This is a genomic window from Prevotella intermedia ATCC 25611 = DSM 20706, from assembly GCF_001953955.1.
GTDB classification, from domain to species: Bacteria; Bacteroidota; Bacteroidia; order Bacteroidales; family Bacteroidaceae; genus Prevotella; species Prevotella intermedia.
Window position 1 is genome coordinate 1,116,016 of the sequence record NZ_CP019300.1, and the last position, 23,227, is coordinate 1,139,242.

At 40.2% G+C, this 23,227-nt stretch carries 25 protein-coding genes; 12 read left to right on the plus strand and 13 right to left on the minus strand.

The window, feature by feature from the left end:
* Position 1: 1 nt before the first annotated feature.
* The gene (locus BWX39_RS04620) at positions 2-622 is read right to left on the minus strand and encodes a sugar transferase (protein ID WP_028904720.1); all 621 of its coding nucleotides are present in this window, start codon (positions 620-622) and stop codon (positions 2-4) included.
* A gap of 200 nt (positions 623-822) precedes the next feature.
* On the opposite strand from BWX39_RS04620, the gene dinB reads away from it, so the two are divergent.
* Positions 823-1,884, plus strand: a complete 1,062-nt coding sequence (gene dinB / locus BWX39_RS04625; protein WP_028904719.1) for a DNA polymerase IV — start codon at positions 823-825, stop codon at positions 1,882-1,884.
* Positions 1,885-2,407: 523 nt separating this feature from the next.
* On the opposite strand, the gene BWX39_RS04630 is transcribed toward dinB, so the two are convergent.
* Complete coding sequence (locus BWX39_RS04630; RefSeq protein ID WP_244271451.1) at positions 2,408-3,826, minus strand: tetratricopeptide repeat protein; 1,419 nt, start codon at positions 3,824-3,826, stop codon at positions 2,408-2,410.
* 160 nt (positions 3,827-3,986) lie between these two features.
* Between BWX39_RS04630 and BWX39_RS04635 the strand changes: the two genes are divergently transcribed.
* The 3 genes from BWX39_RS04635 to BWX39_RS04645 are packed head-to-tail and all read left to right on the plus strand — an operon-like array spanning position 3,987 to position 5,957.
* Complete coding sequence (locus BWX39_RS04635) at positions 3,987-4,463, plus strand: T9SS type A sorting domain-containing protein (protein ID WP_028904717.1); 477 nt, start codon at positions 3,987-3,989, stop codon at positions 4,461-4,463.
* Between the two features lie 55 nt (positions 4,464-4,518).
* Positions 4,519-5,232 (plus strand): hypothetical protein, encoded by a 714-nt coding sequence (locus tag BWX39_RS04640; protein ID WP_028904716.1) that lies wholly within the window; start codon positions 4,519-4,521, stop codon positions 5,230-5,232.
* Positions 5,233-5,243: 11 nt separating this feature from the next.
* Positions 5,244-5,957, plus strand: coding sequence for a fibrobacter succinogenes major paralogous domain-containing protein (locus BWX39_RS04645; protein WP_028904715.1), 714 nt, complete (start codon positions 5,244-5,246; stop codon positions 5,955-5,957).
* 186 nt (positions 5,958-6,143) lie between these two features.
* On the opposite strand, the gene BWX39_RS12410 is transcribed toward BWX39_RS04645, so the two are convergent.
* The 4 genes from BWX39_RS12410 to BWX39_RS04665 are packed head-to-tail and all read right to left on the minus strand — an operon-like array spanning position 6,144 to position 9,149.
* Positions 6,144-6,341 (minus strand): hypothetical protein, encoded by a 198-nt coding sequence (locus BWX39_RS12410; protein WP_076123241.1) that lies wholly within the window; start codon positions 6,339-6,341, stop codon positions 6,144-6,146.
* Positions 6,342-6,376: 35 nt separating this feature from the next.
* Positions 6,377-6,952 carry a LutC/YkgG family protein gene (locus BWX39_RS04655; RefSeq protein WP_028904714.1) on the minus strand — a complete coding sequence of 192 codons (576 nt, stop codon included), beginning with the start codon at positions 6,950-6,952 and terminating at the stop codon, positions 6,377-6,379.
* A gap of 51 nt (positions 6,953-7,003) precedes the next feature.
* On the minus strand, positions 7,004-8,398 hold the full coding sequence (locus BWX39_RS04660; protein WP_028904713.1) for an LUD domain-containing protein: 1,395 nt from the start codon (positions 8,396-8,398) through the stop codon (positions 7,004-7,006).
* A gap of 19 nt (positions 8,399-8,417) precedes the next feature.
* Positions 8,418-9,149 (minus strand): (Fe-S)-binding protein, encoded by a 732-nt coding sequence (locus tag BWX39_RS04665; RefSeq protein WP_028904712.1) that lies wholly within the window; start codon positions 9,147-9,149, stop codon positions 8,418-8,420.
* A gap of 292 nt (positions 9,150-9,441) precedes the next feature.
* Between BWX39_RS04665 and rfbC the strand changes: the two genes are divergently transcribed.
* The 3 genes from rfbC (at position 9,442) to serB (ending at position 12,120) form a co-directional block, all read left to right on the plus strand.
* Positions 9,442-9,993, plus strand: a complete 552-nt coding sequence (gene rfbC, locus BWX39_RS04670) for a dTDP-4-dehydrorhamnose 3,5-epimerase (protein WP_028904711.1) — start codon at positions 9,442-9,444, stop codon at positions 9,991-9,993.
* An 18-nt stretch (positions 9,994-10,011) separates the two neighbouring features.
* Positions 10,012-10,800 carry a DUF4738 domain-containing protein gene (locus BWX39_RS04675; RefSeq protein WP_028904710.1) on the plus strand — a complete coding sequence of 263 codons (789 nt, stop codon included), beginning with the start codon at positions 10,012-10,014 and terminating at the stop codon, positions 10,798-10,800.
* 72 nt (positions 10,801-10,872) lie between these two features.
* The gene (gene serB / locus BWX39_RS04680) at positions 10,873-12,120 is read left to right on the plus strand and encodes a phosphoserine phosphatase SerB (RefSeq protein WP_028904709.1); all 1,248 of its coding nucleotides are present in this window, start codon (positions 10,873-10,875) and stop codon (positions 12,118-12,120) included.
* Positions 12,121-12,500: 380 nt separating this feature from the next.
* Here serB and BWX39_RS04690 read toward each other — a convergent pair whose 3' ends face one another.
* The 7 genes from BWX39_RS04690 to BWX39_RS04720 all read right to left on the minus strand — a co-directional run bounded on the left by BWX39_RS04690 (position 12,501) and on the right by BWX39_RS04720 (position 18,808).
* Positions 12,501-13,598 (minus strand): DegT/DnrJ/EryC1/StrS family aminotransferase, encoded by a 1,098-nt coding sequence (locus tag BWX39_RS04690; RefSeq protein WP_028904708.1) that lies wholly within the window; start codon positions 13,596-13,598, stop codon positions 12,501-12,503.
* A gap of 5 nt (positions 13,599-13,603) precedes the next feature.
* A complete protein-coding gene (locus BWX39_RS04695) occupies positions 13,604-14,548 on the minus strand; it encodes a GNAT family N-acetyltransferase (RefSeq protein ID WP_028904707.1) in 945 nt (314 codons plus the stop codon).
* 95 nt (positions 14,549-14,643) lie between these two features.
* Positions 14,644-15,054: a sugar 3,4-ketoisomerase gene (locus BWX39_RS04700; RefSeq protein ID WP_028904706.1), complete on the minus strand. Its 411-nt coding sequence runs from the start codon at positions 15,052-15,054 to the stop codon at positions 14,644-14,646.
* Between the two features lie 58 nt (positions 15,055-15,112).
* Positions 15,113-16,261 (minus strand): dTDP-glucose 4,6-dehydratase, encoded by a 1,149-nt coding sequence (gene rfbB, locus BWX39_RS04705; RefSeq protein WP_028904705.1) that lies wholly within the window; start codon positions 16,259-16,261, stop codon positions 15,113-15,115.
* Positions 16,262-16,286: 25 nt separating this feature from the next.
* Positions 16,287-16,793: a metallophosphoesterase family protein gene (locus BWX39_RS04710; RefSeq protein ID WP_028904704.1), complete on the minus strand. Its 507-nt coding sequence runs from the start codon at positions 16,791-16,793 to the stop codon at positions 16,287-16,289.
* Positions 16,794-16,800: 7 nt separating this feature from the next.
* On the minus strand, positions 16,801-17,427 hold the full coding sequence (locus BWX39_RS04715; RefSeq protein ID WP_028904703.1) for a cytidylate kinase-like family protein: 627 nt from the start codon (positions 17,425-17,427) through the stop codon (positions 16,801-16,803).
* A gap of 31 nt (positions 17,428-17,458) precedes the next feature.
* Positions 17,459-18,808, minus strand: a complete 1,350-nt coding sequence (locus BWX39_RS04720; RefSeq protein WP_028904702.1) for an MATE family efflux transporter — start codon at positions 18,806-18,808, stop codon at positions 17,459-17,461.
* 155 nt (positions 18,809-18,963) lie between these two features.
* On the opposite strand from BWX39_RS04720, the gene BWX39_RS04725 reads away from it, so the two are divergent.
* The 5 genes from BWX39_RS04725 (at position 18,964) to BWX39_RS04745 (ending at position 23,218) form a co-directional block, all read left to right on the plus strand.
* A complete protein-coding gene (locus BWX39_RS04725; RefSeq protein WP_028904701.1) occupies positions 18,964-19,566 on the plus strand; it encodes an outer membrane beta-barrel protein in 603 nt (200 codons plus the stop codon).
* 437 nt (positions 19,567-20,003) lie between these two features.
* Entirely contained in the window at positions 20,004-20,462 is a 459-nt protein-coding gene (locus BWX39_RS04730) for a hypothetical protein (RefSeq protein WP_028904700.1), read from the plus strand.
* 113 nt (positions 20,463-20,575) lie between these two features.
* On the plus strand, positions 20,576-21,172 hold the full coding sequence (locus tag BWX39_RS04735) for a DUF3256 family protein (RefSeq protein ID WP_028904699.1): 597 nt from the start codon (positions 20,576-20,578) through the stop codon (positions 21,170-21,172).
* A gap of 223 nt (positions 21,173-21,395) precedes the next feature.
* On the plus strand, positions 21,396-22,658 hold the full coding sequence (locus tag BWX39_RS04740; RefSeq protein ID WP_028904698.1) for a nucleoside permease: 1,263 nt from the start codon (positions 21,396-21,398) through the stop codon (positions 22,656-22,658).
* Positions 22,658-23,218 carry a bifunctional nuclease domain-containing protein gene (locus BWX39_RS04745; protein WP_028904697.1) on the plus strand — a complete coding sequence of 187 codons (561 nt, stop codon included), beginning with the start codon at positions 22,658-22,660 and terminating at the stop codon, positions 23,216-23,218. The genes BWX39_RS04740 and BWX39_RS04745 overlap by 1 nt, the downstream gene beginning before the upstream one ends.
* The last annotated feature ends 9 nt before the right edge of the window (positions 23,219-23,227 follow it).

Sequence of the window (23,227 nt, forward strand, 5' to 3'; positions counted from 1 at the left end):
TTTAAAATTTCTTTCCACTTACGATGTTTATAAATGTTTTAATGATAATTTTGAAATCGAGCCATAGCGAACGTCTTTCAAAGTAGCTTATATCCATTTCGAGACGTCGTAGCATCTTTTCCATTGTATCAGTATATCCGTTATAGAGCGTTGCCTCCGAAGTTAGCCCTGGTCTCATTTTATAAATGACAGGGTAGAGGTCGGTATGCTCCATAATCTTATCTATAAAGTATTTGCGTTCGGGTCGTGGACCAACTAACGACATATCGCCACACAACACATTCCATAATTGGGGCAGTTCGTCGAGATGGTGCCCACGGAGAAATTGCTCGAGCGGTGTAGAGTTCTTGCAATTCGTTTTTGCTACTAATTGCGGCTTTTCTTCTTCCACGATACTGCTCATCGTGCGGAATTTAAGTATGACGAATGGTTCTCCCTTATATCCTATGCGTGTTTGTCGAAAGAATACAGGACCATTTCCTTGGCATTTCATCAAAACAGAAATAATGGCAAAAATAGGCGAAAGCAAGATTAATCCAAGTGCAGCCATAGTAAAATCTGAGGCTCTTTTTATGCCTCGCTGTATGCTACCCATGGCATCGGTATGTGTTGCTTTACTCATTGTCTACTCGGTTCTTATTACTGTCTTGTTTAAAGTCTTTCTGAATGCCTGACCTATGGTCTGAACATCAGAAAGTGGACGGCTATTCCATAGTGCCCACTTGTATATAAACTCCATTTTCTGAAATTTGTTGCAAAGATAATATATTTTTCTTAAATACTTTTGTTTTTGTGTATCTTTGCACCAGAAAAAACTCAGTATTGCGTAAAATAATCCATATAGATATGGACGCCTTCTTTGCTTCTGTTGAACAAAGAGACGCTCCAGAGTTAAAAGGTGTGCCGTTAGTGGTGTGCCACGACCACCCACGTAGTGTTGTTACTACAGCAAGTTACGAGGCACGAAAGTATGGAGTACGTTCGGCAATGCCGTTATCTCAGGCAAAACTGCGTTGCCCACACCTCCTTGTTGTCGAACCGCATTTTCAGAAGTATAAAGAAGTCTCGCAACAGATTCACCGTATTTTCCATAGATATACGGATTTGGTAGAGCCTATTTCGTTAGACGAGGCATTTCTCGATGTAACTCATAATAAGCTGGGAATAGAATTGGCGGTTGATTTGGCTAAAAAGGTGAAGGAAGATATATTCCGCGAAACGCATTTAACAGCCTCTGCAGGTGTAAGTTATAATAAGTTATTGGCAAAAATAGCCTCAGACTACCGTAAACCGAATGGTATTTTCACGGTACACCCCGACAAAGCATTAGATTTTATAGCAGAATTGCCCATAAGAAAGTTTTGGGGAATTGGTCCTAAAACGGCGGCAACTATGCACAAAATGGGCATCTACAAGGGCGAGCAACTGCGTAAAGTTTCGCTTACGCATTTGGTGCAAGTGTTTGGAAAAATGGGTTCTGTGCTTTACGACTTTGCCCGTGGTATAGACAACCGTCCTGTTGAGGCTTATCGTGAACGAAAGTCGGTGGGGTGCGAGCAAACTTTTTTGGAAGACTTAAATACAGAATCGAAAGTTGTAATAGCACTTTATCATATTGTTATAGAGCTGATTGAAAGAATTAGTAAAAGTAATTTTGAAGGTCATACCTTATCTTTAAAGATAAAGTGGAACACTAAAAGTCAGATTACACGAAGCATAACAGTGGGCAAGATATTGAAAACAAAAGACGACATTCTGCCTTTAGCAAAGTATCTTTTGCATCAAACGGAATATCAGCGTCGTACTATCCGTTTACTCGGACTTTCCGTGAGTGGCGATGCTTCGCATAAATGGGAAGAAGGTTTCTTGGATTTCAGAGGATAATTCTTTTACTATCTGTGTTTAACGAAGTTGTTTTGTATTTGGTAAAAGTATTCTTTGAGGTAATAGCTTCTTAGGAATTACAAGCATCAAGTTGGCAATCCGATACAAACTCCAATAAGGTTTGGTAGGCTTTTATTAAGGGAACGGTTTTATCTTTTCTTACTTTCGACAGATGCTAAAAGACTATTGGTTTTGTAAAGATTATTCCGAAGAAAAACGATAATTTCGATTTGGCATTGCGAAAGCGGCTGTTTTGCAACGCAAAACCTACGCTTTTACCGTGCAAAAGAGCCGCTTTTGGAATGCAAAACAATAGGTTTTGTAAAGCGTTGATGTATAAGCTGTTATGTAATAGTTATATTCTTGAAAAATATTTACAGTTTTATAGCTTTCTTTTCACCTCTATATAATAGGACGTATGCAGGAAAAGTGGAGTATAAATCTAAAAGGTTAGCCTAATCAGAAAGATGAGCTTATATGCTTATTCCTATTTCTGAATATTGGTAGAATCTCAGACAACCGTTCATTCCATTTGTTGAATGTATTTCTCTAAATTCTCGTTGTTAAGGTTCAATCGCTTTCTGAGTCGGTAGCGAAGCTTGTAAAGGCCAGCTCCAGAAATATTAAGCACCGACATAATCTCGTGCCCATCAAGTCCTGTCTTTATGAGGCATACCAATCGTTTTTCTGCTTTGGTAATGGTTGGATATTGCTTTTCTAATCGACGACAAAAGTCATTGTCGATAAGTTGGAACTGCTCGTCGAAGAACTGCATTCTTTTCTTCTCCTTCGGGTCGCTGAGCATTGCTAATTGTAACGACATAGATATATTTTCCTGTTGCGATTTAGCTAACTTCTCTTGCTCTGTCTGCATTTTAAGTCTTGACAGTTCTTTCTCTAATTCAGTACGCCTAAGCTTGTCTGATAGTTCCTTCGCTTCAAGTTCCACAATTCGTTTACGCTGCTTGGTTCGATAATAGAGCAGAACAGCAACGCACACTATGAATACAGCAACGACGGCAACAAGTAGTAGCAGTATACGTTGTTCTTTCATTTCTTCGCGCGCTTTGAGCTGTTCGTTTTCTATTTTGGCTTTCTCTTGTATTTGTTCTATTTTAGAAGTAGCCATTGCTCCATTCAATGAATCCCGCATATCGTGGTATTGTGTGAAATGATTGATGAAGGAGCGGTAATCCTGACGCATTGAATCGATGTGAGTCATGGCCTGTAATGCTTCCACCTGAATGTTCAATTGTCCAAAGCGTACACTTTGTTCAAGGCACTTTTGCGCATAAGTATAAATAGAATCGGTATGCCCGCGTTGCTTTGCTATGAGCAAACGACAATACATAAGCTGGGTGTGGAAGAATTCATTGGCTTGTTTATCCAAACTGTCAAGAATCGCTGAAGCTTCTTTCATCTTTCCTTGCTTGATGTATATCTCCGCCAAGTTACTTAGGTCGGTTTGGAGAAAAACCTTGTTGGCTATGCGGTGGTCGTTGGCAATGGCATATTTCATTACTCGTTCTGCTCCTGCATAGTCTTTGCTGTGTTCCAACAGGTACACAGTCTTTGCATAGTAGTACCTATATTGCACCATTGGAGGTAGTTGTGGCACTGTGGCGTGTGCGCTCTCAAGGTACTTCCACGCTTCTTTCCAAAGACCAATTCCTTCGTACAACAGGGCAAGATGAATTTGGCATGTTGCCAGACCTTCTTGATTGTGGGCTTTCTCGTAGATTATCTGTGCTTCAGAAATGCTTTTATAAGCTTTCACAAAAGAATAATTGACAATGTCCAAGTATGATTTATTCAGCAAACTGTCAGCATACTCTCTCCTCTCTTTGTCTGTAAACGAAGAGCAACCAACATTTATAAGCGTGGCAGCCAACAATATCAGAATTGTTATTATACGTATATGATGTGCTTGAAAGATTCTCATGGTAAGCCGTTTTTGCAACAAAGATAATGATTTTCATAGATTATGCCCTTTCTTTTAACACTTATTTGATATATTGTCTATATGATGTCTATATGCTGATTTTGCTTTTTTGCAGGAAAATACATTACTTTGCGAAATCAATGTTTATAAAATTCACATTATGAAAAAGCTAAGGTATTTAATTCTTGCAGCAGCCTTGATGATGACTCTTGGAGTTATGGGTGAGGAAGGAGTGTTATTACAACTGAAAAATGGTTCGATTGTAGGTTTTGCATTCTCAGGTAAACCCACAATGGTAATTGGTGCAACATTGGAAATTCGTGCAACCGAAACAACGGTCAGTTACGATTACAATGAGGTAAAGCGAGTATATTGGGGAGAAGTTCAGCCCAATAGTATATCTTCTACTAAAGATAACATCAACAGCGATGTGGTCTTCCGCATTAACGCCAATGGTCTGAACGTATCTGGTCTTGCCAATGGAGAACGTGTAAGTGTCTATGATACTGCAGGAAAATTGGTAACAACAGCTGTATCTACTCAAGACAATGGTACGTTGAGCTTGCCATTGAAACAGTCTGGTGGCATTTATATCGCACGTACACAGTCGGGTGTTTCTTTTAAGTTTACTCGATAAATGTAACACCATTATTCTATTATAACCTAATTATAAACCAATAAAAATACGCAATATGAAGAAGTCATTATCTATTATCTTTGCTGCAATGCTCGCTTTAGGAGCAAGCGCACAAAACACTCATGACATAGTTGTATGGCACGGAACACAGTCTCAAACAATCCAAGCTGTGGATAGCATCACCTTTGTAGAATCGAAAGTAGAACCAACCTATGTAGATTTGGGGCTCAGTATAAAGTGGGGAACCTGTAATATCGGTGCAAAAAATCCTGAAGACTTTGGAAATTTCTACCAGTGGGGAGATGTAGCAACCAAAGAAAGCTACGATTGGGATACTTACAAGTACGGCACTGACCGCACTAATTTGGAAAAATACAATGTAAAAGATGGCAAAACAGTGCTTGACCCAGAAGACGATGCGGCAATAGTAAATTTGGGTGAAGGCTGGCGTATGCCTACTCCTGCTGAAATTAAAGAGTTAGTAGACAACTGTACATGGGAATGGACAACTGTTAATAATGTAAAAGGTTACAAGGTAACAGCCAAGAATGGTAATTCCATCTTCCTTCCAGCAGCAGGCGTGATGTTTGCCAAGAACCCTTATTATGGTGGACAGTATGGTTACTATTTGTCTAATACGCTTCGCGAAGGAGAGGAATCTTATGTTAAGATGTATGCTCAGGGATTTTCTTTCCAATCAGATAAATACCAGACAGACGACCGTATTGCACGAAACTATGGTATAACAGTTCGTCCTGTACACAAGTAAAACAGCCTATTATGATGAAGAAGTATGTTTTATCTTTCCTTCTCTTAGCAGTGGCATCAATGGCATTGGCACAGGATAAAGTAAGTGTAAAGGTATGGAAAGGTGGAAATGCTACAACCATAGAGCAAATAGACAGTATAACCTTTCCCAATGCTATGCAAGAGCCTGCTTGCGTAGACTTAGGACTGAGTGTGAAGTGGGCTTCTTGCAACCTCGGTGCAGAGACTCCAGAAGCTTATGGCAACTACTATGCTTGGGGCGAAACCAGTACTAAGGAATATTATAATTGGGATAAGTATAAATATTGTACTCCCTTGACAATGGCAATGTCAAAGTATAATTCCACTGACAAGAAGACAATTTTAGAGGCAGAAGACGATGCTGCTACTGTTCTGTTGGGAAATAATTGGCGAATTCCAACAGCAGACGAAATGAAAGAATTAGTGGAAAAATGTACTTGGGAATGGTTGGAAGACGAAAAGAATAGAAACTATGGTTATTGGGTTACAGGACCAAATGGCAATCGTATCTTCCTGCCTGCCGCTGGTTGTATCAATGACAACGTTCCATACGCAGTAGAGTTTTATGGATATTACTGGACGTCAGAAGTTGTTTCTTTTGAAAGCAAGTTGGCAGTTCATTTATTCTTTAAAGACAAATCTACCAATGGAAGTAATGTCAGCCATAGATATTATGGCTTTTCTATAAGACCAGTCAAACCGTAAGAAAGTATTGAAAGCAAAGTTTCCATTTCTGTGCCACTGCTTGAAGCGGGGTGCGGAAATGGAAACTTTGTGTTTAAATACGCATTATGTACTTTCTTTTTGACTTTAATATTCGATTAAATACAATTAGGTAAAAACTACAGATTACGTTCGGTAGAACTTTATTTTAGAGAATTGAACTCCTCTTTATCGTTTAAGGAAAATACAGAAGAATAGAATCTGTTTTGTAAAGATAATTCCCAAGGAAAACGATAATTTCGATTTGGTATTGCGAAAGCGGCTGTTTTGCAACGCAAAACCTACGCTTTTACCGTGCAAAAGAGCCGCTTTTGGAATGCAAAACAATAGGTTTTGCAATACGTTGAAATATAGCGAGTTAGACAACAACTATACTTGTAAAAAATATTTACACTTCTTGCTTAACCGATAAGTATCACCGTAACACCACGAGCAGCTTGCGCACCCATTACCAAAGCCTGCTCAATGTCAGCTGTTTTGCTTGACCCTGAAATGAAAACGCCATAACCGTAGTTGTTCATTTCTACACGTTTATAGGCTTCATGCATATTATTTACGATGTTTTTCTTATCAAGCAAGATAACTAATTCTTCAGAAATGAAATATATAGCCCGCTCTTTCATTGTCTGCGGAACCCATATACAACCATTTTCTGCTACTCCCATTTCACCTTGAATGATACCAACATCAGTTCCATTGAGGTCGGCTGCATTTGCCACAGTGTCGGGGTTTAAGTCTGCCTGAATCCCTTTTACATTCGATGCGAATACCTTTGCATCGGGATAAGCCTTGTGAATTACAGCATTTAAATCGTCGGAAGCCTTAGCTTCTATGACCTTTCCGCCAACAGTCTTGGAAATTTCGATAAACTGTTTTATAATATCTTCGTAAACAATGCCCTTTACTGGTTTGGCTGGCATATCAAATTGCTGTGTAATACCGCCACGCAACTTGTCGAATAATTCTTCTTTCTTCATTATAGTTCGTTTTTATGAAGACGCAAGACTTCCAACTTGCGCCTTTTATAACTATTTTTTCTTCCGCTCTTCTTTCAATTCTTTCATCGCTTGGCGATAAATCTTGTGAAATGGTTTCTTGGGAAATTGCATCATTTCGTGCCCCACACTCCAAGGATTCAACTTGTTGTCAAGCATCTGTTTCGGTATATAGTTCGCCAAATAAGCATACCTTGTTGCAATGTCGTAAATTGTATAGTTGCCATACAACTTAGTCATTGCCTTTGCCATATACTTCTTTTGCTTGTTTTCTGTACCGAACTTTTCGAGTTCCTGACGCCAAGAATAAATCTGACTGCCTGGAGTTACCTTTGTGGGACAAACGTGGTCGCAGCTTAAACAGAGCGAACAAGCCGAAACGTTTCCGCTGTGTTGCTTCGGATTGCGCAACATTCCAAGGTTCACGCCAATAGGTCCAGGAATGAAATAACTGTACGAATAGCCCATAGAACGTCGATAAACAGGGCACGTATTCATACACGCACCACAGCGAATACATTTTGCCGTCTTCCAGTGTAGTGGGTTTGCTATTATATCGCTTCTGCCATTGTCTACCAAAATTACGTGCATTTCGCCGTCAGGACGAGCCTTGCGGAAATGAGAAGTAAAGGCTGTTGTAGGCTGACCTGTTCCACAACGGCATAATAAGCGTTGGAACACAGCCAAGGAATCGTAGTTTGGAATGACTTTGTCGATGCCCATTGCCACGATATGCAGTTTCGGAATAGCCGTACACATATCTGCATTCCCTTCGTTGGTGCAAACTACACAGTCGCCCGTTGCAGCTACACCGAAATTACAACCTGTCATTCCCGCCTCAGCTTCGATAAACTCTTCACGCAAACTGTAACGTGCGCATTGTGTGAGATAGGTTGGGTCGTGGTTGCCAATATCTTTTGATATTCCTTTTTCTTCAAACATATCGCCCACTTCGTCGCGTGTAATGTGTGCAGCAGGTACCACTATGTGCGAAGGTTTCAAGTCCATTAGCTGTAAAATGCGTTCGCCCAAGTCGGTTTCTACAACGTCAATACCTTTTTTAATAAGGTAATCGTTCGTCTCGCATTCTTCGGTGAGCATTGATTTAGACTTCACCAGCTTCTTTACCTTGTGGCATGCCAAAACGCCGTATGCAATTTCGTTAAGTTCTTGCGCATCTTTTGCCCAATGAACAATAACGCCATTGCTTTCCAAATTCTTTGCAAATTGCTCCAAGTAGTCTGCCAAATGGGTTAGCGTATGCTCTTTTATTTGGCTTGCGTGTTCTCTTAAATCTTCCCATTCAGGGAGCATTGCAGCCTGAATATCGCGCTTTTCTCTGATTCCCCAAAAAGTTTGGTCGTGGCGAGTTACTTTATCAGGGTTTGACAGGAATGCTGCTGCCTTCTTAGAATGACTTGTTGCCATGTTTTATCCTCCTTATAAACTATATGCCAGCAGCCAGAATTTCAGCCACATGCTTAAATTGAACATTATATTTCTTCTTCTTTGCCACTCCCTGCATATGCATCAAGCACGAAGAATCGGGGCCCGTAATAAACTCTGCACCTGTTGCCATGTGTCGTTTTACTTTGTCATCGCCCATTCGACTGCTTACACTGGGTTCTTCAATGGCGAACATTCCACCAAAGCCACAACATTCATCGGCACGTTCAGGTTCTTTTATTGTAATACCTTTCTTTAGTTTCAAAAGGTCTATAATCTTATTAAAAGGCGGAACATGTTCCTCGGTAGGCGAACTCAAACCCAACTCACGTACACCGTGGCATGAATTGTGCACCGAAACAATGTGCTCGAATTTCCCCGGTAGTTCTTCCACCTTCAAGACATCGTGTAAGAACTGCACCAACTCCATTGTTTTTTCAGGTGTTGAACATTTATGTTTATGAAGTTGCGGGTGATTCTTCTGTACGAAAGCAGCACACGAAACACTTGGCGTTACTACATAATCATATTCTTTGAAGATATCTTCAAACTTCTCAACCAACTTCCCTGACATGCGCTGGAAGCCTCCATTTGACATTGGTTGCCCACAACACGTTTGACGTTCAGGGTATTCTACATCAAGTTTTAGCTTGCGTAGAAGTCTGTAAGTAGCCACACCGACTTCTGGATACAATGCATCGACATAACATGGAATAAATAATCCTACTCTCATAAAATAGTTATAATCTTGTTAGCTTTTTATTTCACAAAAGTAAAAATAAAATGGCAGAATAAAGAAAAATAACTATATAAAATACACAACTATTCGTTTATTTTACAAATAAGTACACGAATAGTCTGCGATTTTACGTCATTTTCTACCTTTTGCTTCTATTTTTACAACATTCCGATACAACTTTCAACGCATTTTTATGGATTAAAAACTTTAATAAATAGTTATTTTATTTTAGCAATTCAATATATTTTCGTAACTTTGCAATGCATAATACTATTATAAATAAGAGATGGAATACAAGAAAACCGATATTGATGGTGTTTGGATAATAGAGCCAAAAGTGTTTAACGACAACCGCGGCTACTTCTATGAAGTATGGAAACAAGCTGATTTCGACGAATACATAGGGCAGCATATAGAATTTATTCAAGACAACGAATCAAAGTCAAGCTATGGCGTATTGCGCGGACTTCATTACCAAAAAGGCAATTTCTCGCAAGCTAAATTGGTGCGTGTGCTGAAAGGAAAAGTGCTTGATGTGGCTGTAGACCTACGAAAAGACTCACCAACATTAGGCAAATATGTTATGGTAGAGCTGTCGGAGGAGAACAAACGCCAATTCTTTATTCCTCGTGGCTTTGCGCACGGCTTCTTAGTACTATCGGACGAGGCGGTCTTTACATATAAAGTCGACAACGTTTATGCACCACAGAGCGAGGCTAGTCTACGTTGGAACGACGAAACAGTAGGCATTGAATGGCCTATCGACGAAAAAGACATTGTCATTTCCGATAAAGACTTGAACAAAGCCGTAGCTTGGAAAGATGCAGACCTCTTTTAAAAACTTTTAAATGCAGTGATGAAACTAAAGAGTTTCTACATACTCGCTTTCTGTCTGTTCATCATTGGGTGTACCGACAAGACGAAACAAGGCGATTCCCCAGCCGAAGATGCAAAGGCAAAGGAATTGTTTCAAGGGTTGTGGGTGTCTGACGACAATGGAGAACCTGCACTGTTGGCGAAAGGCGACAGCGTTTTCTATCCCGATTCTGCCTGTATGCCTATGCAGTTTTGGATTTATAAGGATTCTCTCTATTTGAAAGGACAAAACCAAAACGAATACAAAATAGCAAAACAGTCGGAGAATGTATTTGTCCTCATTAATGACAACGGCGACGAAGTGCGCCTTGTAAAAAGCAAGAACAAAGACCTGCGCGCATCATTCGACAACCAAGTATATGCGTTGAATACCTTTCTGCATGCGCAAACCGATACGGTGGTAAGAACAAGTATGGGGTATTTTGAAAGCAAAATTACAGTAAAGACAACTTCAGACAGGGTTATAAAATCTACTTACAATGAAAATGGAATCGAAGTAGACAATGCTTATCTTGACAATGTAGCTTCGCTTTCAATATCAAACCAAGGCAAACTCGTTTATATGCACGACTTCAGAAAGCAGGAATTTGCCTCACTTATTGATAAGAAGTTCTTGGAAAAAAGTATTTTGCGTAAGTTCGAGTTTAATCATACCGACGAAAAAGCATTGTATTTCGATGCCATCATAGGTATTCCAGACGCTTCGACAAGCTATGTCATTGCCATTAGAATAACAACAGATGGCAACCTATCAATGAAAATGAGATAAGAAAAGTGCCCTAAAAGCATGAAGAGATATTAAAGATAAAGAACCTATAACAATATAAAAAACAGATGATTTATGAAAAGTAAAAAGATAATTCAGGAAGAACAGATTTTAGTTAGAGTTACAGGACAAGACAGACCAGGACTTACAGCAGCAATTATGGGAATATTGGCAAAGTACGATGCACGTATTCTCGATATTGGTCAGGCAGATATTCACGCAACCCTTTCGCTCGGTGTCCTTATCCGAACAAACGAAGACAATTCGGGTAAGGTAATGAAAGATTTACTTTTCAAAGCTACCGAATTAGGTGTAAACATTGGCTTCTCGCCAATCACAGACGATGAATACGAAGACTGGGTAAACCAACAAGGCAAGAACCGATACATTTTAACCATCATTGGTCGTTCGCTTTCTGCAGAAAACATAGAAGCTACCACTAAGGTAATTGCCAGTCAGGGTATGAACATCGACTCCATTGTGCGTCTCACAGGTCGTCAAAGCATAAAGAAGGCAAACCATAGCGTTCGCGCTTGTATAGAGTTTTCGCTCCGTGGAACGCCTAACGACTATGTTCAAATGCAAGCAGACCTGATGAAAATGAGCCAAGAACAAGGCATCGATTTCTCTTTGCAGAAAGATAATATGTATCGTCGTATGCGTCGTCTTATCTGTTTCGATATGGATTCAACCCTTATCCAAACAGAATGTATCGACGAATTGGCAAAAAAGGCTGGCGTAGGTAGCAAGGTGAAAGAGATAACAGAGCGTGCTATGCGTGGCGAAATAGACTTCAAGGAAAGCTTCACAGAACGTGTTGCACTCTTGAAAGGTCTTGATGCCAACGTAATGCAAGAGATTGCAGACAATTTCCCAATAACAGAAGGTGTAGACCGCCTAATGACGGTGCTGAAAAACTGCGGTTACAAGATTGCTATTCTTAGTGGAGGATTTACTTTCTTTGGTGAGTTCTTGCAGAAAAAATACAACATCGACTATGTCTATGCAAACGAATTGGAGATAGATGAAAACAATAAACTGACAGGAAACTTTGTCGGAGAAATCGTAGACGGTCGTCGAAAAGCCGAATTATTAAAACTTATAGCACAGGTTGAGAAAGTTAATTTGGAACAAACCATTGCTGTCGGCGATGGTGCCAACGACCTGCCAATGCTTGCAGAAGCTGGTTTAGGCATTGCATTCCACGCAAAACCACGTGTAAGAGAGACTGCCGAACAGAACATCAACACCATTGGTCTCGACGGCGTTCTTTACTTCTTAGGCTTCAAAGACAGCTATCTCGGTGAGGCGGGCAAGCTATAAATCGCTTCTAACTTATATATAACATTACAACAACGCCTCTGCATTCTTTAATGTAGAGGCGTTGTTGTAAACTGTAAAAAGCAAGTGGTATATCTTATTTTGTAGGCGAAAAGAAGATAATAAGGTTGTAAATATTTTTCAAGAACTAAACTCTCGCATAACAGCTTGTACATCAACATTTTACAAAACCTATTGTTTTGCATTCCAAAAGCGGCTGTTTTGCGTCGCAAAACAGCCGCTTTCGCAGTGCCAAATCGAAATTACCGTTTTTCTATGAAATTATCTTTACAAAAGCAAAGCTGTTTTAGCACTTTTCTCAAATAGCAAGTTGGTAACTTTTTAGCTTTTGGTGGGTACTGATAATGAATAATATCTTCTGATTAATGGAAGTTGTTCAGCAGCGTTATAATCAGTTCGGCGTCGCCTAACGACATTGTTTGGTTGCAAGGAATGGAAAGTTCTTCCCGATGGATACGTTCTGTTATTGGAAATGAAAGGGCATTCCATTCCTTGTATGCTTTTTGTTTGTGGGGTGGAATGGGATAGTGTATCATCGTCTGCACACCATTCTTCTTTAAATATTCTTGCAGTCTGTCGCGTTCAGTGCAGAGTATTGGGAATATATGATAAACGTTATCGCGGTTTAAAGCTGTAGGAATGGTGATGTACTCGTTCTTTACATGCTGCTCAAAGTAATGGGCAATTTCTTTTCTGCGTGCATTATCTTCATTGAGATACTTTAGTTTTACATCGAGTACAACAGCTTGAATTTCGTCCATACGGCTGTTTTTGCCTTGATAGTCGAATACGTATTTGCGGCTCGAACCATAATTGCCAAGTGTACGGACTGCTTTGGCGAGTTCCAAGTCGTTAGTGGTTACAGCACCTGCGTCGCCCAATGCGCCAAGATTCTTGCCCGGATAGAAACTGTGGGCAGCTGCATCGCCAAGACTTCCTGTAAGTTTGCCGTTGTAAGTACAGCCGTGTGCCTGTGCATTGTCTTCTATTAGCTTGATTCCATGCTGTTTACAAATGTTGCCTATTCTTTTGGTATAAGCACAACGACCATATAAATGCACGAGCATAATCGCACGGGTACGAGGCGTGATAGCTGCTTCTATGCGGTTGTCGTCTATTTCCAACGTTGTAATATCGGGTTCTACGAGTACGGGTGTAAGGTTGTTTTCGGTTATTGCCAATATGGTGGCAATGTAAGTGTTGGCAGGTACAATTATTTCGTCGCCATCGTGGAGTTGCTCAAGTTCTTTGTAGGCACGTAGAATAAGGTGCAATGCGTCAAGTCCGTTACCACAACTGATGCAGTGTTGCGTACCAATGTAGGTGCGGTAATGCTCTTCAAAACGTTGAACAGCAGTGCCGTTAAGATACCAACCTGAAGCCACGACGTCCGAAATCGCCTTGTTTATTTCGTCTTCGTGCATCGCCGTGATGCGTTTGAGTGATAAATATTCTATCATAAGGCTTATATTTTCCATTCGTAAGTGTCGTAACAAACGCCGCGTCCACCAAATCCTTCCTTCTGATGAATAAGCTGTTGGTTCAGAACAGTGCCACTTGCTTCGGTGCTTTTGCCAAAGTCGAAATAGCCGTTTCTACGCTTATACACCTTATTTATTATATAGTCGAACAGCAGGTCTAATGCTCCCATTGCCTTTCCGTCGGGCGATGCCGAGATGTATTGTGTATGAACAACGTTCGGTGTCTCGTAAATGAGCGTACCTCCAAGCGGTTCTCCGTTGGTTGTTGTAGCCATATAAAGTTTTATTTCTTTCGGGAAACGACACATTAAAAGCTGCAATTCTGCTAAAGAATGTACGGGACGAGCATCGTATTTAGCAGTTAAATTGTTGTTGAGGATACTCCAAAATGCTGCTAAATCTTGACTTTCGCTTACGAGAATGCCGTTTCTGGCAGCTTTCCGAATACCGCTTCTACGGCTTTCGGTAAACTTTTGCACATCGTGGAGGCTGAACGATGATGAAATATCGCGGCTGACGAGTTGTGCGTGGCATATATTGGTAAGTGCATAAAGGTCTTCTTCAGCAGGAATACGGTGGTAAATCCACGGAATAGCTTTGTAAACCACTTGCTTTATGCCCATTTCTTTGAGCAAAATGTTCAGTTCCGAGAAGATGTTGCATACCTTTTCAGCTGTTATTCTCTCCGTTGTGAGCAATCCGCCATAGGTAAGTCCCTGATGAGAATATAAGGTGTCGCCTTTCCGATTGGCAGGTAACGCAGCAGAAATGCGCCCTTTCTCCATTACAAGAAACGAACAGTCGGTGAACCTATCGCTATGATAGTCCATATAGTTTCGATTGAAAAGAAACGTACCTTGCCTGGAAATGGTTACAAGTTCGTTCCATTTCGCTGCATCATCAAGGTTATATTGTTTAATTTCAATCATATTATGGTTTTATTTAATACACTCTATTTCAGGCTTTAAAACGATAGCAAGCGACGTTTCAGCTTTCGTTCTGAATCTGTTTTTCATTATGGTTCTTATTTGGTTTTACCGATGAACTTTAAATACTCATCGTATTCTCTGATGTAGTCGTCTTCGTCAAATGGGTCTTCAGCGAGCACCAAACAAACCGAACCAGATGAGAAATCTTCGAGTGTTCGCCACGTATCTGTGTTTACAAGCAGGCCTTGATAGGGGTGATTGAGTAAGAACGACTCTTTTTCAGTGCCGTTATCGAGTGTAACGGTGAAAGAACCGCTTGCTGCAATAATAAGTTCGCGACAATGTTTGTGCGAGTGTCCACCACGATTCTCGCCCCCTGGTACATCGTAGACCCAATAAACGCGCGAAATATTGAAAGGAACGTCTTTCATTTCTTCTGCTACGGTAAGGTTGCCACGGTGGTCTAATCGTTTAGGCAGTTCTATTATCTTCCCTATTTTTGACATATTTGTGCGTTTGAAAACTTCCCCTGACCTGTTTAAAAGGGCAGGGGAAAGGTTTTATTTATCGGTTTCCGTACATATTTTCGTAGTACTTCTGATAGTCGCCGCTGGTTACTTCTTCAATCCAAGATTGATTTTCCAAGTTCCATTTTATGGTTTTCACGATACCTTCGGCAAACATAGTTTCAGGGAACCAACCCAATTCGTTCTTAATCTTTGTAGGATCGATGGCGTAACGTGCGTCATGGCCGAGTCGGTCAGCCACGTGGGTAATCAAATCGTTGTTGATCCACGAGATGTCGATGTCGCCATTCTCGTCTTTAACTTGCTTTTTCAGAACTTTGCGAAGCTCTTTATCTTCAGCCATCATATCGTGAATGGTTTTGATAGTGAGCTTAACAATGTCGATATTCTTCATTTCGTTGTGTCCACCAACGTTGTAAACCTGTCCTATACGACCTTCGCGAACCACCATTTCAATAGCTTTGCAGTGGTCTTCTACGTACAACCAGTCGCGAACGTTTAAGCCTTCGCCATATACAGGAAGTGGTTTGCCAGCAAGAATGTTGTTGATAATTAATGGAATTAACTTCTCTGGGAAGTGGTAAGGTCCATAGTTGTTTGAGCAACGTGTGATGCTGACGGGCATATGATATGTGTCGTGGTATGCCATAACAAACATATCGGCACTGGTTTTACTTGCCGAATAAGGGCTGTGAGGGCATAGAGGAGTTTCTTCAGTGAAGTAACCGTCAGCACCAAGCGAGCCATAAACCTCGTCGGTAGATACCTGATGATAACGTTTTCCTTCCTTCCACGTAGGATAACCTTGTTCGTCTTTGCCCGTAACCCATGCACGGCGAGCAGCGTCCATAAGGTTCTGAGTACCCAATATGTTTACATTCAAGAACAGTTGCGGGTCTTCTATCGAGCGGTCTACGTGACTTTCAGCAGCGAAATTCACAAGATAGTCGATGTCGTTTTCAGCAAACAGCTTATCAACCAATTCTCTATCGCGTATATCTCCTTTCACAAAAACGCATCGTTTATTATCGATGTCGTCTTTAATAGTACCGAGATTGCCAGCGTAAGTTAATGCGTCAAGTACGATAATCTTAATATCTTCGTTCGCATACTTCTTGTGAAGCAGATACTTAATGTAGTTTGCGCCGATGAAACCAGCACCACCAGTTACCAAATAAGTTTTCATAAGTTGCTAATATTTTTATTTTTAATTATTTGTTTCTATTATTTGTCAATGTAATAACTTCGCAATCGCTCATTTTATTGCCCTCAATGGTGAGTCTTACGATGGTTCTTTCTTTGTGAAAACCTTGTAAACCCGCTGCGCCAGGGTTGATATGAAGCAGATTTAATGTTTTGTCGGGCATTATTTTCAATATGTGTGAGTGCCCATCTACAAAAAGATTGGGCGGTGAATAATAGAGTGTGTTGCGCACAGAATAGTCGTACCTGCCTGGGTAACCACCAATATGCTTTAGCAGGACATCTACTTCTTCACACTTGAAACGCAGAATTTCGGGATAGCGGGCACGAATATCGTAGCCATCGCAGTTGCCGTGAACCGCTCGAAAGATAGGTTTCATAGCCTCGAACTTGTCTGCAACCTCCAACGAACCAATGTCGCCAGCGTGCCAAATCTCGTCGCAGTCTTTCAGATAGAACTCGTATTTCTCGTCCCAATAGGCGTGTGTGTCGCTTATAATGCCAATTCTTTTCATACAGAATTTAGTCTATTGACAGCTTTTTACGTATGAAAGAAGCTATAAAGTCTTTTGTTTCTTCAAACCCCAATATGCTTGCGTCCACACAAAGGTCGTAGCTTTCGGCGTGTCCCCATATCTTTCCTGTATAGTAATTGTAATATTTGGCACGTTCGCTTTCTTTATTTTCAATCAGTTTGAGGGCTTCCTCCATTGTGCAACCAAGGCGTTCGCTTACGTGTTTCGCCCTGAAATTGATGTTAGCAGTAATGAAAATGTTGATAGCATCAGGATTTTCGCGCAGCACATAGTCTGCCGTTCTGCCTACAAAAACGCATCGTGGGTTTTCTTCAGCAGCTTTTCGTATCACGTCGCTTTGGAATTGGTAAAGCCCTTCTTGCGAAAAGTCGTTTTTATAGAAGTCGTTATTGCCCAAGAGCGGTAGATGAATATGGAAGTGCGATTTAAGAAATCCTTTCTGTTCGTCGTTCTTTTCAAAGAACTTTTCAGAGAAACCACTTTCTTTTGCCGCAAGGTTCAGAATCTCTTTATCGTAGAATTGACAATTAAACTCCTCTGCAAGAGCTTTTGCTATGCAGCGTCCGCCACTTCCGAGTTGTCGTCCAACGTTGATTATCAGTTTCTTTTCCATAAGCGAGGATATTTGTTTAGATTAATTTGCTTTACATTTCTTTCTTGAATCGTCGTAGATAGACGGTCATTATCGATATTGCCACAATCACAGAGATAAGGTCGCTCGTTGGCATTGAAGCCCAAACGCCATTGATACCATAGAAGTTTGGCAGCAGAACGAGTAGTGGCAGCAAGAACAACAACTGTCTTGAGAGCGACAGGAAGATGCTGATTTTAACTTTCCCAATACATTGGAAGAAGTTGGTGATTACCATCTGGCACCCTATAAATGGGTACATCATCATTATAATCTGTATTGCCTTGATGGAACCTTTAATGAGTTCGGGGTCTTTTGTAAACATTCGGGCGCAATAGTAAGGTGCAAACATAGCCAAAGTCCAGCCCGTCAGCATAATGCAAATTGCTGTAATGATGGACAATTTCACCACTCGCATCATTCTGCCGTATTGCTGCGCACCGTAGTTATAGCCTGCAATGGGCTGCATACCTTGGTTGAGCCCGATGACAAACATTATGAAAATCATTGCTATACTGTTGGCAATACCGTATGCTCCTACTGCTATATCGCCACCAAACTTTACCAACTGATTGTTTATAAAGATGACAATCACGCAGGCACAGGCATTCATCAGGAAAGGAGAGATGCCTATTGAGATAATGTTTCTTACGAGATTGGCTTTCAACTTGTATATACCTCGTTTCAAATGCAATAGTTCGTTTTTGTTGGCAAACAGCTTCATCTGCCAGCAGAGTGCTAAAACCTGCGATATAACGGTAGCGAAAGCTGCGCCCTTAATGCCCCAATGCCACCAAAGAATGAACACTGCGTCGAGTAAAATATTCATCGCGACGGTGAAAATAGTGGCAAACATCGCCATTCGTGGCTTCGATGCTGCCCTCAGTACAGCGTTCATACCGAAATACATGTGCGAAAACACGTTGCCTGCGAGTATTATCTGCATAAAGTCGCGTGCGTAAGGAAGAGTAGTATCGCTTGCACCGAAGAAACGCAAGATAGGGTCGAGAAACAAAAGACAGATACCTCCAAACGCCAAACCTATAATAAGATTAAGGGTGATGGTATTGCCAAGGGTGTTTTCTGCCGACTCGTAGTCTTTCTGTCCTAACTTTACACTAATCGTTGTGGCTGCTCCGACACCTACTGCAGCACCAAATGCAGCTGCAAGAATCATGAATGGGAACGTGATGGCAAGTCCCGAAATCGCCATCGGACCTACTACCTGTCCAATAAATACACGGTCGATAATATTGTAGAGCGACGCTGCCGTCATCGCTATGATAGCAGGCAGGGCATATTGTGCCAGTAGTTTGCCCACTGGTTTTGTTCCAAGCTCTAATGTCGCTTTCTTATTATCCATTCAGAATAGTTGTCTTCTTTCTGCAAAAGTACTAAAAAAAAACGATACAACTAATTATATACAATATCTTTTACTTTGTAAATCAATTTTTCAGGATATTGTTGGGTTAATGAAAAAAAAGGAGTATTTTTGCAAAAAATAAATTAGAAAGAAGTATGAAAAAATTATTTTTATCTCTACTCTTGCTTGTCGGAAGTATGACAACTTATGCACAAGCAACGTTTCCAAACACAGTAGCCCATCACGATGACGAACATGGGGCGCGCACTTTTGTAGGTGGAGCAGTAACATTTTGGTCTGACCCAAAAGATAAAACTGTGAAGTTCGACTTCTCTCCCGAAATCGGCTACTTGTTTAATGATAAATGGGGCGTGGGCTTGATGCTGGGTTATGAATACGAAAAAGAAACTGAAGCTGGAAAGAAAAGCTATTCCAATAGTTTTAAAATTTCGCCTTTCGCACGTTGGTATTATGTGCACAAAGGTCCTTTCAACTTGTTTTTAGATGGCGGAGTTGGGTTCGACTTCGGTAAAGTAAAGGCTAATGGTGAAAAGACCAACCGCCATGGCTTTGAAGTAGGAGTACGTCCGGGTGCTTGTGTAGACCTTACAGAAGGACTTTGCCTATGTTTGCGAATGGGCTTTGTAGGCTATCGACACGACTATTTTGGTGGCGAAGAACCTGAAATAGGAACCAACGGCTTTGGTTTGCGCTTTGCACCAGAAGAGTTGATGATTGGTTTTGAACTTGAATTTTAACAGTTCAATAAAATTTTATAGGAGGAACGATTTTCCTTTTTATTGCTGAAGTCAGATACAGAAAATAAATTTGATATTGTAAAGATAATTCTGTTAAAAAGTAATAATTGCACTTTGGCATTGTAAAAGCGGCTGTTTTGCATCGCAAAACAGCCGCTTTTGGTTGGTAAAAGAACCGCTTTTGCAATGCAAAACAATAGGTTTTGTAATTCGTTGATAATTAGTTTGTTAGGCAACAGTTATGTTTGTGAAAAATATTTACAGCGCTATCTCCTTCTTTTCGTCTATTTAAGAGCAGGAATTAAAAGATTTGTCTATTCGGAAAAGATAAAGTTATATAAAGCAGACTGACAGTTTTGTTTTTCTTTACTACTTATGTGGTAACTCTCATTTTTTTTGTATATCTTTGCAACTCAAATCAAAACAATATAGTATAAATGATGGAAAAAAAATTGGGAGTAGTATTTTTGCTACTTGCTTTCGCGTTGAATCTATCAGCACAAAGACAAGTTAGTGGTGTTGAATTTATGGCGGACAAAGCCAAGACAATGGAAATGCTGGAGAAAAAATTTGGTGCTCCTTATTTATTAGGTGGTGGAAAGGCGACGTATAAGAACGTTGTTTTTGACGGAGAAACCTATAACGAGGCTGAATGTTTCTTCAATGAGGAAGGAAAACTAAACCAGTTGCGTTTAAGAACAAATTTGGGTAATAAGAAAGATGCCATTGTGCGAATGAACAAATTGGCAAAGAAATACGAGCAAAGCTATAATACAACCTATTCGGAAAATTCCGATGATGGAAAATTTGTAGTAGGATATGACACAAAAGGCGGAACAACAATTATGATTTCTACCTTTAAAAACAGTTGTCTGTTAAGTTTTGGTCTTTTCTAATTGATGTGTGTAAAGAGTAACAATAAGCATCTTTTTAGAAAATAAACTTGCTTGTTTGCTAAAAAAAGCGTAATATTGCACTTCAAAAATGCAGTATTACGCTTTTACTTGATATGAAGAAAATATTTTTAATCTTATTGGTAATGTTCAGCTTATTGCCTCTGAATGCGCAGAATATGCGTCAGATATGGCTGGAAATGCCTGACTCGATAGTACCCTATCTTAATAGAAGTTTAAGAACGGAATTGGCAGACTATGTTACTATGGGTATGAAGTCGGAGGTGATGAATGCTTTGCGCGATACAACACGTATAGAAAAACTTACTGACGACTATATCTTGGTTAAGTTAAGCAATGCTACTAAATTGGAAATAAAGAGCTTAGACGCCTCTACGATAGCAATGGTTCAGACGTGGTGTGGTCCTTTAGCCGAGAGTAAACTATCATTGTTTTCAAATAATTGGGAGGTTAAACCGCTCAATATAGATGTTTCTCCAATGTTTGTAAAGCCCGACACAATGTCGCAACAGCGTTACAGCGAGTTGTTGGATATGGCAAACGTTACAATGAACGAAATGCAATTATCGGTGAAAGATAATAGTCTGACAATAAAATATTCCGTTCCTCTGCTCTCTTCTACCGATAAAAAGGAGATGCAAGCGATATTAAGGCAAAGAAAGCTTAATTGGAATGGAACTACGTTTAAATAGTGTTAACACCAAAATGAAAGCATTTGTAAAGTTTGCAATTTTGCGTAAGTATGCCTAACTTTGCAATGTGTTTTTCATGGTATTAGATTATTAAGGTTAATAAAGATTGATTGTCGCGAGACAATCAATTTTTTTGTTCTTATTCCTACATAAATATTCGGCTTTGTTTTGGTAGTTTGTGATAAAATCTGTACTTTTGTTGCCAAACAATAAAATCTAAGAGATGAATTTAAAAATACGTTTAGCACTGATGAACTTTTTGGAGTTTGCAGTGTGGGGAGCATACTTGACGTCTATGGGACGTTATTTAGGTAATGTTGGAATTGGTGAGAACATTGGCTTGTTCTATTCTATGCAAGGCATTGTTTCTATTTTTATGCCTGCATTGATGGGTATTGTTGCTGATAGGTGGATTCCTGCGCAACGATTGTTGGGCTATTGCCATTTGTTAGCAGGCTTATTTATGTTCGGTACAGCATGGTATGGAATAGAAGCAGGCGCAAATGTAGACTTTACCATAATCTTCACCCTTTATTCTTTGTCGGTTGCCTTTTATATGCCAACCATTGCTTTGGCCAACTCCGTTGCTTATTCTGCATTGACACAAGCAGGAATGGATACAGTGAAAGATTTTCCACCTATCCGAGTGTTTGGTACAATAGGTTTTATATTGACAATGTGGTTGGTCGATATATTGGGCTTTCAAAGCAATCAAAACCAATTCGTTACTTCGGGTGTAGTGAGCATTATTCTTTTCCTTTATACCTTTACATTACCGAATTGCGAAATATCGAAGAGCGATGAAAAGAAGAGTTTGGTAGATGCTTTCGGGTTGAAAGCCTTCTCGCTGTTTAAACAAAAGAAAATGGCAATCTTCTTTATCTTCTCAATGTTGTTGGGTGTAAGTTTGCAGATAACAAACAGTTTTGCAAATCCTTTCCTATTTAGCTTTGCAGCACAACCCGAATTTGCCGATGCTTTTGGTGTGCAACATGCCAATATATTAATCAGTCTTTCGCAGATAAGCGAAACTTGCTGTATCTTGCTCATTCCGTTCTTTATGCGCCGTTATGGCATTAAGAATGTAATGCTGATAGCTATGTTTGGGTGGGTTTTGCGATTCGGACTTTTCGGTTTGGGCGACCCAGGTACGCCTGGCGTCTTCCTCTTCGTATTGTCAATGATAGTTTACGGTATTGCATTTGATTTCTTTAATATATCGGGTTCGCTATTTGTAGATAAGAGTACAGACCCCTCGATACGTTCATCGGCACAAGGATTGTTTATGTTGATGACCAATGGTATTGGTGCTACGGTAGGAACGCTTGCAGCTCAAGCTGTTATTAACCATTATACGGAATTGAAACAGTTTGGCAATGATATTCTGACAGTGGGCGATTGGCAAACTTGCTGGTTTATTTTTGCTGGTTATGCTTTGCTTGTTGCAGTTAGCTTTGCTTTAATATTCCGTCCAAAAGAACATTAATGAATAAAGTACAGGTATTTTTTAAAGGATTGACAGAAATAGTTGGTGGTTCCAAGATGGGACTCTTGGTGCTTACCAACCAAATGGAAGATAAGCAAATTGCCATTGTCTGTGATAAGGCAATGGCACATGAGCTGAATATTCGCATAGGCCAGAACTCTCTTCGGCACAAGCTTTTGCCTGAAGTGTTGTGTTGGATAAATCCTGATATGGATACCGAACATTACGAAATCTTATTCAATTCCATAGAAGACGGACAGTATAAAGTGGTGTTGGTAAATAAACTAACGTTTGAAATGACACCTATACGTGCTTCAGACGCAATACTTTTAGCGCAGATAGCCCAGTTGGAGATATTTATGGAAGAAAGACTTTTTATGCGCCAGAGTGTGCCTTACGAGTTGGGGAAAAGTAAAGTAGCACTGCCTCTGAATGCCTTGACTTCCGAAATGCTTGAAGAAGCTTTGCAGAGAGCCATCGAAAATGAAAACTACGAGTTGGCTTCTAACTTGCGCGACGAATTGAATCGACGCAAGGAAAATAAAGATGAAACGGTGTAATGGGTAAGA

What these genes read in the sequence shown, in the direction of transcription:
- BWX39_RS04690 (WP_028904708.1), bottom strand. Translation starts at nt 13,598, where the DNA reads ATGATAGAATATTTATCACTCAAACGCATCACGGCGATGCACGAAGAC.
- BWX39_RS04745 (WP_028904697.1), top strand. Translation starts at nt 22,658, where the DNA reads ATGAATAAAGTACAGGTATTTTTTAAAGGATTGACAGAAATAGTTGGT.
- rfbB (WP_028904705.1), bottom strand. Translation starts at nt 16,261, where the DNA reads ATGAAAACTTATTTGGTAACTGGTGGTGCTGGTTTCATCGGCGCAAAC.
- BWX39_RS04620 (WP_028904720.1), bottom strand. Translation starts at nt 622, where the DNA reads ATGAGTAAAGCAACACATACCGATGCCATGGGTAGCATACAGCGAGGC.
- BWX39_RS04735 (WP_028904699.1), top strand. Translation starts at nt 20,576, where the DNA reads ATGAAGAAAATATTTTTAATCTTATTGGTAATGTTCAGCTTATTGCCT.
- BWX39_RS04720 (WP_028904702.1), bottom strand. Translation starts at nt 18,808, where the DNA reads ATGGATAATAAGAAAGCGACATTAGAGCTTGGAACAAAACCAGTGGGC.
- BWX39_RS04640 (WP_028904716.1), top strand. Translation starts at nt 4,519, where the DNA reads ATGAAGAAGTCATTATCTATTATCTTTGCTGCAATGCTCGCTTTAGGA.
- BWX39_RS04660 (WP_028904713.1), bottom strand. Translation starts at nt 8,398, where the DNA reads ATGGCAACAAGTCATTCTAAGAAGGCAGCAGCATTCCTGTCAAACCCT.
- BWX39_RS04700 (WP_028904706.1), bottom strand. Translation starts at nt 15,054, where the DNA reads ATGTCAAAAATAGGGAAGATAATAGAACTGCCTAAACGATTAGACCAC.
- BWX39_RS04635 (WP_028904717.1), top strand. Translation starts at nt 3,987, where the DNA reads ATGAAAAAGCTAAGGTATTTAATTCTTGCAGCAGCCTTGATGATGACT.
- BWX39_RS04715 (WP_028904703.1), bottom strand. Translation starts at nt 17,427, where the DNA reads ATGGAAAAGAAACTGATAATCAACGTTGGACGACAACTCGGAAGTGGC.
- BWX39_RS04675 (WP_028904710.1), top strand. Translation starts at nt 10,012, where the DNA reads ATGAAACTAAAGAGTTTCTACATACTCGCTTTCTGTCTGTTCATCATT.
- BWX39_RS04730 (WP_028904700.1), top strand. Translation starts at nt 20,004, where the DNA reads ATGATGGAAAAAAAATTGGGAGTAGTATTTTTGCTACTTGCTTTCGCG.
- BWX39_RS04645 (WP_028904715.1), top strand. Translation starts at nt 5,244, where the DNA reads ATGATGAAGAAGTATGTTTTATCTTTCCTTCTCTTAGCAGTGGCATCA.
- BWX39_RS04695 (WP_028904707.1), bottom strand. Translation starts at nt 14,548, where the DNA reads ATGATTGAAATTAAACAATATAACCTTGATGATGCAGCGAAATGGAAC.
- BWX39_RS04740 (WP_028904698.1), top strand. Translation starts at nt 21,396, where the DNA reads ATGAATTTAAAAATACGTTTAGCACTGATGAACTTTTTGGAGTTTGCA.
- BWX39_RS04665 (WP_028904712.1), bottom strand. Translation starts at nt 9,149, where the DNA reads ATGAGAGTAGGATTATTTATTCCATGTTATGTCGATGCATTGTATCCA.
- BWX39_RS04710 (WP_028904704.1), bottom strand. Translation starts at nt 16,793, where the DNA reads ATGAAAAGAATTGGCATTATAAGCGACACACACGCCTATTGGGACGAG.
- BWX39_RS04655 (WP_028904714.1), bottom strand. Translation starts at nt 6,952, where the DNA reads ATGAAGAAAGAAGAATTATTCGACAAGTTGCGTGGCGGTATTACACAG.
- BWX39_RS04725 (WP_028904701.1), top strand. Translation starts at nt 18,964, where the DNA reads ATGAAAAAATTATTTTTATCTCTACTCTTGCTTGTCGGAAGTATGACA.
- serB (WP_028904709.1), top strand. Translation starts at nt 10,873, where the DNA reads ATGAAAAGTAAAAAGATAATTCAGGAAGAACAGATTTTAGTTAGAGTT.
- rfbC (WP_028904711.1), top strand. Translation starts at nt 9,442, where the DNA reads ATGGAATACAAGAAAACCGATATTGATGGTGTTTGGATAATAGAGCCA.
- BWX39_RS04630 (WP_244271451.1), bottom strand. Translation starts at nt 3,826, where the DNA reads ATGAGAATCTTTCAAGCACATCATATACGTATAATAACAATTCTGATA.